General features: G+C 48.2%; 8 protein-coding genes. 7 read left to right on the top strand and 1 reads right to left on the bottom strand.

Annotated elements, in window-relative coordinates; all coding sequences use genetic code 11:
• Nucleotides 1-134: 134 nt before the first annotated feature.
• Nucleotides 135-2,909 carry a response regulator gene (locus HUK38_RS12805; protein WP_182584723.1) on the bottom strand — a complete coding sequence of 925 codons (2,775 nt, stop codon included), beginning with the start codon at nt 2,907-2,909 and terminating at the stop codon, nt 135-137.
• Between the two features lie 135 nt (nt 2,910-3,044).
• On the opposite strand from HUK38_RS12805, the gene HUK38_RS12810 reads away from it, so the two are divergent.
• The 7 genes from HUK38_RS12810 (at nt 3,045) to HUK38_RS12840 (ending at nt 8,006) form a co-directional block, all read left to right on the top strand.
• On the top strand, nt 3,045-3,674 hold the full coding sequence (locus HUK38_RS12810; protein WP_182584724.1) for a phosphoribosylanthranilate isomerase: 630 nt from the start codon (nt 3,045-3,047) through the stop codon (nt 3,672-3,674).
• Nucleotides 3,655-4,878, top strand: coding sequence for a tryptophan synthase subunit beta (gene trpB, locus HUK38_RS12815; protein ID WP_182584725.1), 1,224 nt, complete (start codon nt 3,655-3,657; stop codon nt 4,876-4,878). The genes HUK38_RS12810 and trpB overlap by 20 nt, the downstream gene beginning before the upstream one ends.
• On the top strand, nt 4,875-5,675 hold the full coding sequence (trpA, locus tag HUK38_RS12820) for a tryptophan synthase subunit alpha (protein ID WP_182584726.1): 801 nt from the start codon (nt 4,875-4,877) through the stop codon (nt 5,673-5,675). The genes trpB and trpA overlap by 4 nt, the downstream gene beginning before the upstream one ends.
• Before the next feature lie 84 nt (nt 5,676-5,759).
• On the top strand, nt 5,760-6,671 hold the full coding sequence (locus HUK38_RS12825) for a glycosyltransferase (RefSeq protein ID WP_182584727.1): 912 nt from the start codon (nt 5,760-5,762) through the stop codon (nt 6,669-6,671).
• Nucleotides 6,672-6,739: 68 nt separating this feature from the next.
• Nucleotides 6,740-6,904 carry a hypothetical protein gene (locus HUK38_RS12830; protein WP_182584728.1) on the top strand — a complete coding sequence of 55 codons (165 nt, stop codon included), beginning with the start codon at nt 6,740-6,742 and terminating at the stop codon, nt 6,902-6,904.
• Nucleotides 6,901-7,611, top strand: coding sequence for a WbqC family protein (locus HUK38_RS12835; protein WP_182584729.1), 711 nt, complete (start codon nt 6,901-6,903; stop codon nt 7,609-7,611). Before HUK38_RS12830 ends, HUK38_RS12835 begins: the two co-directional genes overlap by 4 nt.
• Nucleotides 7,608-8,006 carry a GtrA family protein gene (locus HUK38_RS12840; protein ID WP_182584730.1) on the top strand — a complete coding sequence of 133 codons (399 nt, stop codon included), beginning with the start codon at nt 7,608-7,610 and terminating at the stop codon, nt 8,004-8,006. The genes HUK38_RS12835 and HUK38_RS12840 overlap by 4 nt, the downstream gene beginning before the upstream one ends.
• Nucleotides 8,007-8,062: the final 56 nt, after the last annotated feature.

An 8,062-nucleotide genomic window follows, 5' to 3' on the forward strand; every position in this document is an offset into this window, starting at 1 on the left:
TGTTTAATAATCACTCAACAGCGTGACTTATTAGACTCTGTAAATAGCAATGTTCGGCTATTTTAATTGTTCCAATGTATGCTGCGCGTGTCGAAGGATGAACCGCAATGATTAAAATAGCCGTCATTGGGTATTTAATGTGTATTGGGATGGTGTGGGAGTTTTTTACCTGACCGTTCTAATAATACCCGCGCTGTAGTTTTATGCAGCATAGTTAAGGCTTTAGCATATTCAAAATTGCCGATGTGTTGACCGATGGTGTGAATAGCGGCGCCGAACGCCGCGGTTAATAGCGGTGCGGCCATTTCAAACAGTTCATTCACTTCGGTATCGTCTTGCGCTAATAATTCTTCAATCCGCTCAATCATGACGGCGATGCTTGACCAGTCTAATTCAGACGCGGCAACCGGTGTTGAGAGTGAGTGCGGCGTGTCAGGGTGCGGGGTGGTGATTTGATTAATTAACTCCCCAAGTGCGGTGCGTAATTGGCGCGACAACCGCTGGAGGTTAATTAATGATTCGTCAGCTAAAATGGCCATTTCCAGTTGATTGGCGAGCGCGGAAACTGCCTCAGCTCCCGCCAATGTCGCCGCGCCCTTGAGGGTGTGCAGATGGCAGTGCGCCGCCTCGCGTTCACCAGCGAGCAGGTGCGCGAGAATGTCATCGCCAGTGTGGGTGTGGTGCTGGGCAAAGTGCTGGAGTAATTGTTGGTTTTTTGCCGAATCAGCGACCTGCTGTTGTGAATTAGCAACAGGCATTTGTGCATTGGAATGCAACGACGCGGTGCGATAGTCAGCCGATAACCAGTGGCTTAGACAAGCGTACAGCGGCTGGGCGGCGATGGGTTTCGCCAAATAATCATTCATGCCTGCTTTGTAATAACGTTGCCGATCATGGTCATCATCTAACGCATTGGTGGCCATCGCAATAATCGGCGTGTGCGCATAAGACGGGAGTTGGCGGATGGTGTGCGTTGCCTGCCATCCATCCATCACCGGCATCCGCACGTCCATTAAAATCAGGTCAAATTGCGTGAGTTGGGCGTATTCGAGCGCTTGTTGCCCGTGATTGGCGATGGTCACCGCTAAACCGGCACTTTCCAGCAACTGGCGCGCCACTTCTTGGCTAATCAGGTTGTCATCAACCAGTAAAATGGGCGCACCTTGATACGGTGCTAAACTGGCGTCAAGTGTGGCTTGCAGCAACGCGGGGTTGTAATGCGGATGCTCACGCATGACGCTGGCCAGCACCTGTTGTAATTGCGCGACGGTGACGGGTTTGTGGAGAATATGCGACACTCCAGCTCGCTGGGCTTCCTCACGCGGAAGGGTTGCGGGGTGTGCCGTCGCCATCCACACCAGCGGCGGGCGGGCGGCGGTTAATACCTGCAATTGAAATGCGGTATCAATGCCATCTAACTCAGGCATGTGCCAATCAATTAACACCAATTGATACGGGTCGTTTTGATGATCGGCGCGAATCACCGCAGTTAATCCGCTATTACCATCGTTGGCCGTTTCAACGCGCATTCCTAATTCGGCGAGTAATTGGGTTAATTCACTGCGGGCGGTGGCTTGGTCATCAATGACTAAAACGCGCCATTGTTGAAATGGCACGGCGGGGGGTTGTAATGTTGGGGCAACGCTGTCAATGGGAATATCAAAAGGAATTTCAAACCAAAATACGCTGCCTTCCCCTAATGTACTGTGCGCACCAAGCCGGCCGTTCATTAAATGAACCAGACGTTGTGCAATGGTTAATCCAGCGCCGGTGCCACCAAATTGGCGGGTGATAGATTCATCACCCTGCACGAAGGGTTCAAATAATTGTTGCAATTGGTCATGGGTCATGCCAATGCCCGAATCACGGACTTCAATGCGTAATGAGAGGCGATTGGGCGGTAACGGTTGCGTTGTTCCCAAGACGGTAATGCGGCCATGATTGGTAAATTTGACTGCGTTATTAATTAAATGCAGCATGATTTGCCCCAGCCGATCACCATCGCCGTTTAATTGCGCCGGCAGTTGGCTAAAATCGGTGGTGACTTCGAGATTTTTATTAGCAATGCTTTCGGTTAATAAACTTAGCACATGATCTAACACTTGAGTTGGTTCAAATGCTTGAGTATTTAAGGTGAGTTGATTGGTTTCGATGGTGGACAAATCCAAAATATTGTTAATTATGTTTAATAGCCGTTGTGAGGCGGCGGTCAGGTGTTCTAATTGTTCGGTTTGGCGGGGGGTTAACGGATCACGGCGGAGCAGGTGTGCATAGCCCAGAATCGCATTCATCGGGGTACGAATTTCATGGCTGATATTAGATAAAAAATTGCTTTTAGCTTGGCTGGCGGCTTCGGCGTTCAATTTAGCCTGTTCTAATTCTAATGTGCGGACACTGACCAGTTTTTCTAAATTCAAGCGCTGCTCTTCTAATAATTGACATTGCTGTTTAATGCGTTGATTCAGCAAATTTTTTTCACGATGGAGCGCAATTTGTTTGCGTTGATAATCGGTCATTTCGTGGATGGTGATTAAACAGCCCTGACCATCGGCAATAGCATTTAATCGCGCACGGTAATAGTGTTGTCCATCCGGTAGTGTGAGCGTGTAATTAAAGTGCGTGAGCGCATTACCCGACATCGTTATTCCAAACTTGAGGCGAAAGGCCGCGCCTGTGTTTGGCGGTAATACGTCATCAATGCGTCTGCCAATAAACATGTCCGGGGTGGCGTATAATTGCATTCCTGCCCGCGTCCGGTAATCAAGAATGGTGGCGTTGGCATCGGTTAAAAAATACAAGTCTTGCATGTCCCATAAAGCATCAAGCAAATAGGGTTGTAAGCATTCCCGACAGTGGGCAAGATGGGGCGGGAGTGCAACACTTGCATTAAATAAAATCACAGGCGACATGGGCGTGTTTTCCATTGACGAGATGGCATTACAATGACAAATTGATGACAGTTGCTCACGTTGTTTATCAATTGTCAATTGATGAATGTAGGAAGGGACGCTTTGGTATATGACTAAAAAACGGAATCATTTGTTATGCGCACTCGCGTTAAAATCTGCGGTTTAACTCGTGCCGAGGACGTGGCGACGGCGGTGTCTTGCGGGGTGGATGCGGTGGGATTGGTATTCTATCCATCTAGCCCGCGGGCCGTCACACCCGCGCAAGCGGCAGCGTTAATCCATACGGTACCACCATTTGTGACCGTTGTTGGTCTGTTTGTGGACGCCGAGCCGGTGTGGGTGCGCACGGTGTTGGCGCAAGTGCCGCTCGGGGCGCTGCAATTTCACGGCCACGAACCGCCTGATTACTGTGAAAGTTTCGCTCGTCCATGGATCAAGGCGATTGCAGTGCGTCACACCACCGCGTTTGATGAGGTGATTAATCGCTACGCGGCCGCGGCGGGTTTGTTACTCGACACCTACGATCCGACATTGCCCGGCGGCACCGGGCGCAGTTTTGATTGGCACTTGATCCCGCCCGCCGTCGCCAATCGCTGCATTTTGGCCGGTGGTTTGACACCCGATAACGTCGCCCGCGCCATTCAACAGGTCAAGCCCTACGCAGTCGATGTCAGCGGCGGCGTCGAATCTGCGCGAGGTGTCAAAGATTGCAGTAAAATCGCCGCCTTTATGCAAGGAGTTCACGATGGCGACCAGTTCTGTTGAATCATCCCCCGTTGACCAACTGCCCGACGAGCGCGGGCATTTTGGGCGTTACGGCGGGTTATTTGTCCCCGAAACGCTGATGCACCCGCTGGCGGAATTGCGCGAGGCGTACCTGCGCTACTGCCAAGACCCTGATTTTCTACGCGAACTCGACGTGGATTTGCGCGATTACGTCGGGCGGCCGTCACCGCTGTATTACGCCGAGCGGCTGAGTCGTGAGGTAGGCGGGGCGCAAATTTACCTGAAACGTGAGGATTTGAATCACACCGGCGCGCACAAGGTCAACAATACCGTCGGTCAGGCGCTGCTCGCCCGCCGCATGGGCAAAACGCGGATTATTGCCGAAACCGGCGCGGGTCAACACGGCGTGGCGACGGCGACGGTGGCAGCGCGGCTCGGGTTGGAGTGCGTCGTGTACATGGGCGAGGTGGATATGGCGCGGCAACAGGCGAATGTCTATCGGATGCGGCTGCTGGGCGCGACGGTGGTGCCGGTCACGTCGGGATCAAAAACGTTGAAAGATGCGTTGAATGAAGCGATGCGCGATTGGGTGACGCGGATTGATGATACGTTTTACATTATTGGCACGGTCGCCGGCCCGCATCCGTATCCATTGATGGTGCGCAATTTTCAATCAGTCATCGGGCGGGAAGCGCGGGAACAAATGTTGAATCGCACCGGTCAATTGCCGAATGCACTGGTCGCGTGTGTCGGCGGCGGATCAAATGCAATTGGTTTATTTCATCCGTTTTTAACTGATGAAACCGTGGCAATGTACGGCGTTGAAGCGGGCGGGTTGGGAATTGACACCGGTCATCATGCCGCACCATTAACGGCCGGGGTGCCGGGTGTATTGCACGGCAATCGCACTTATTTAATGCAGGACGCGGCCGGGCAGATTCAAGAAACGCATTCTATTTCGGCGGGATTGGATTACCCCGGCGTCGGGCCGGAACATGCGTGGTTAAAAGATACCGGGCGGGTTATTTATACGACAGTCACGGATGATGAGGCGCTCGCCGCATTTCATCAATTAACTCGCGTCGAAGGCATTATTCCCGCATTAGAAAGTAGTCACGCTGTCGCTTATGCCACGCAATTAGCCGCGACATTACCGCGTGACCAATTAATATTAGTCAACTTATCCGGCCGCGGCGATAAAGACATGCACACGGTCGCGCAACATGATGGATTAGTGCTGTGAGTCGAATTGCCACCATTTTTAATCAATGCCGCGCTAATAATCGCACGGCGCTCATTCCATTTATTACCGCCGGTGATCCCAATTTAATTGTCAGTTTGCAATTGATGCACCGCTTGGTTGAAGCAGGCGCTGACATTATTGAATTGGGTGTGCCGTTTTCTGATCCAATGGCCGATGGCCCCGTGATTCAACGCGCCACTGAACGCGCATTAGCGCAGGGTGTGCGGTTAATTGATGTGCTGGCGCTGGTCAAACAATTCCGCGCAGAGAATCAACACACGCCGGTCGTGTTAATGGGTTATCTCAATCCGATTGAATGTTTTGGCTATGCGGCATTTGCTGACGCGGCGAATCAACATGGCGTGGATGGCGTATTGATTGTGGACGCGCCGCCTGAAGAAAGCCACGAATTAGTCACCACGTTGCGGGCAAATAACATTGATTTGGTGTATTTATTAGCGCCCACATCTGACATAGCGCGCATGGAGCAAATCAATGCCGTTGCGTCGGGCTTTGTCTATTATGTTTCAATTAAAGGCGTCACCGGTGCGGCGCATTTAGACGTGAATGAAGTGGCCGCGCAATTAGCCGTTATTCGTCAACAGATTCAATTGCCGCTCGGCGTTGGGTTTGGGATTAAAGATGCCGCCACGGCCGCGGCCGTTGGGCAATACGCGGATGCCGTGATCGTTGGCAGCGCGATTGTTAGCCGAATTGAAACATTGGCGAACGATCACGCGGCAATGGTGAATGAAGTTGGGGCGTTTGTAGGGGAATTGCGGGGGGCGTTGGGGTGATTACGTTTTAATTCAGGAAAAGCGCACATGACGATAGTGAATGAGTCTGTTGTATTCAATCAGTCACCAACGATTTCTATTGTCGTGCCGGTGTACCGTTCTCAAGAAACGTTGCGTGAATTACATCGCCGTCTTACTGCTGCAATAGAACCAATTGACCCGCAGTTTGAATTGATCTTTGTAGAAGATTGTGGCGGTGATCATTCGTGGATTGTGATTGAGGAATTGGCAAAACAGGATCAGCGGGTGCGCGGTATTCAATTGAATCGCAACTTCGGTCAACATGCCGCCACCATTTGTGGGTTTGCTCACTCTGGTGGTAATTGGATTGCCACTTTAGATGATGATTTAGAACACCTACCGGAATATCTGCCAGAACTTTTGAAAACTGCACAACAAGAGAAACATGATTTAGTTTACGGCGTTTATCACGAACGCACTCATCCATTTTGGCGCAACATCACATCTCATATTGCACGTTGGTTGTTTAATAAAGCTGTTCCTTCGTTGAATTATGAGTACACAAGTTATCGAGTAATCCGCGGCGATGTCGCCCGAGCGGTGACGAGGTTTGATTCACCTTTTCCATTTATAGATGGCTATCTATCTTGGCTCACTAATCGTTATGCCACAGTGAAAGTACCGCACGGCAAGCGTAATTATGGCACCAGTAATTATACTTTTAGAAAACTTGTTGCATATATGATTAACGTTTTTGTCACTTTTTCTGACCTACCATTAAAAATAGCAACGTGGCTTGGTATTATCGCTTTTTTGGTAGGTATGATTTGGTTAGTAGTCATTCTTGGACGCTATCTTATCGGCGGCATATCAGTATCTGGCTACGCTTCATTGATGGCGAGTATTCTTTCATTTGGTGGAATTCAACTGTTGGTACTTGGAATATTCGGTGAGTACTTGGGGCGAATAAATTTTAAGTCATCAAAAAAACCTCTTTTTTTAGTTGGCAAAACGATTAACATCACAGCAGAATAGTCAGCATATTTGCCATGCGTCTATAGCTTTTCTAAGCGAGTTTTCGGTTTTAGCACCACGACAGTAAAGTGGACACCAATGCTTTTATTTCGCCCAATGCTACTTTGTGCGGTTTTGTCAATGTTGGAGCTGACAGTTTTATTGGTGCCGATGCTGTGATTGTTGACCATTGCGATGTCTCAGAAAAGAGTTTTGTCAAAAATATGACGCGCTACATACGTTCAAATCCATGAAAAATGTTGTCGTTTTACAATCCAACTATATCCCGTGGAAAGGCTATTTTGACCTCATCCATGATGCCGATTTGTTTGTTTTCTACGACGACCTCCAGTTCACAAAAAATGACTGGCGCAACCGCAATAAAATAAAAACTCAAAATGGATGTGAGTGGTTAACTATACCGGTTGGGGCAAATGAGAAACGCTTAATTTGCGAAGTTGAAATAAAAGATTCTGCTTGGCAAATCAAACATTGGAAAAGTATCCATCAGTGTTACGGGAAATCAGATTATTTTCTCAATTATAAAGACATTTTTGAACATGTGTATCTCGAACAACGCTGGGCAAGTCTTTCTGTTTTGAATCAATATTTAATCTGTTTAATTTCAAATAACATTCTTAATATCAAAACAGAGTTTAAAGATTCCAGAGAGTATGACTTGTCAGGAAAAAAACTTGATCGGCTTTTGGAACTAGTCGTAAAAACCGGTGCTACTCGATATATTTCTGGACCGGCTGCAAAAGATTATATTGATCCCGCCCGTTTTGTTGATGCCGGTATTGATTTAGTTTGGAAAGAGTATTCTGGTTATCCAGAATACCCGCAACGTTTCCCACCATTCGAGCATGGCGTTTCAATTCTTGACCTTTTATTTAACGTCGGCCCAGATGCACCTTGGTATATCTGGGGTTGGCGTGATGATGAGAATAGACTCGCATGAAATGGCACATTCAATTTTCCCGCTATGCTATTGTTGGAATCATCAGTAATGCTATTGGTTACTTATTATATCTTTTACTGACTTCTGTTGGCATTGGTCACAAACTAGCGATGACACTGCTGTATGTGATTGGTGTGTTGCAGACATTTTATTTTAATCGGAATTGGTCATTTAAACATCAAGGCGAATCGCGCAGTGCATTTTTACGCTATTTGGTAAGTTATGCGCTGGGTTATTTATTAAATCTATCTGTCCTGTATATCGCAGTCGATTTATTTGGATTGTCACATCAGATTGTGCAAGGGGGGATGATCGTTACTCTTGCATTAATGCTGTTTTTGTTACAAAAGTATTGGGTTTTTGTTACTCAGACTACGACGAATCACACCGTATGAAAAATTGTTTTCAATGTTCTACTACAAACGTAGTTTTGAATTGATAATGACGTTAT

Origin of the sequence: Thiospirillum jenense, assembly GCF_014145225.1 — a bacterium.
Lineage (GTDB): Bacteria > Pseudomonadota > Gammaproteobacteria > Chromatiales > Chromatiaceae > Thiospirillum > Thiospirillum jenense.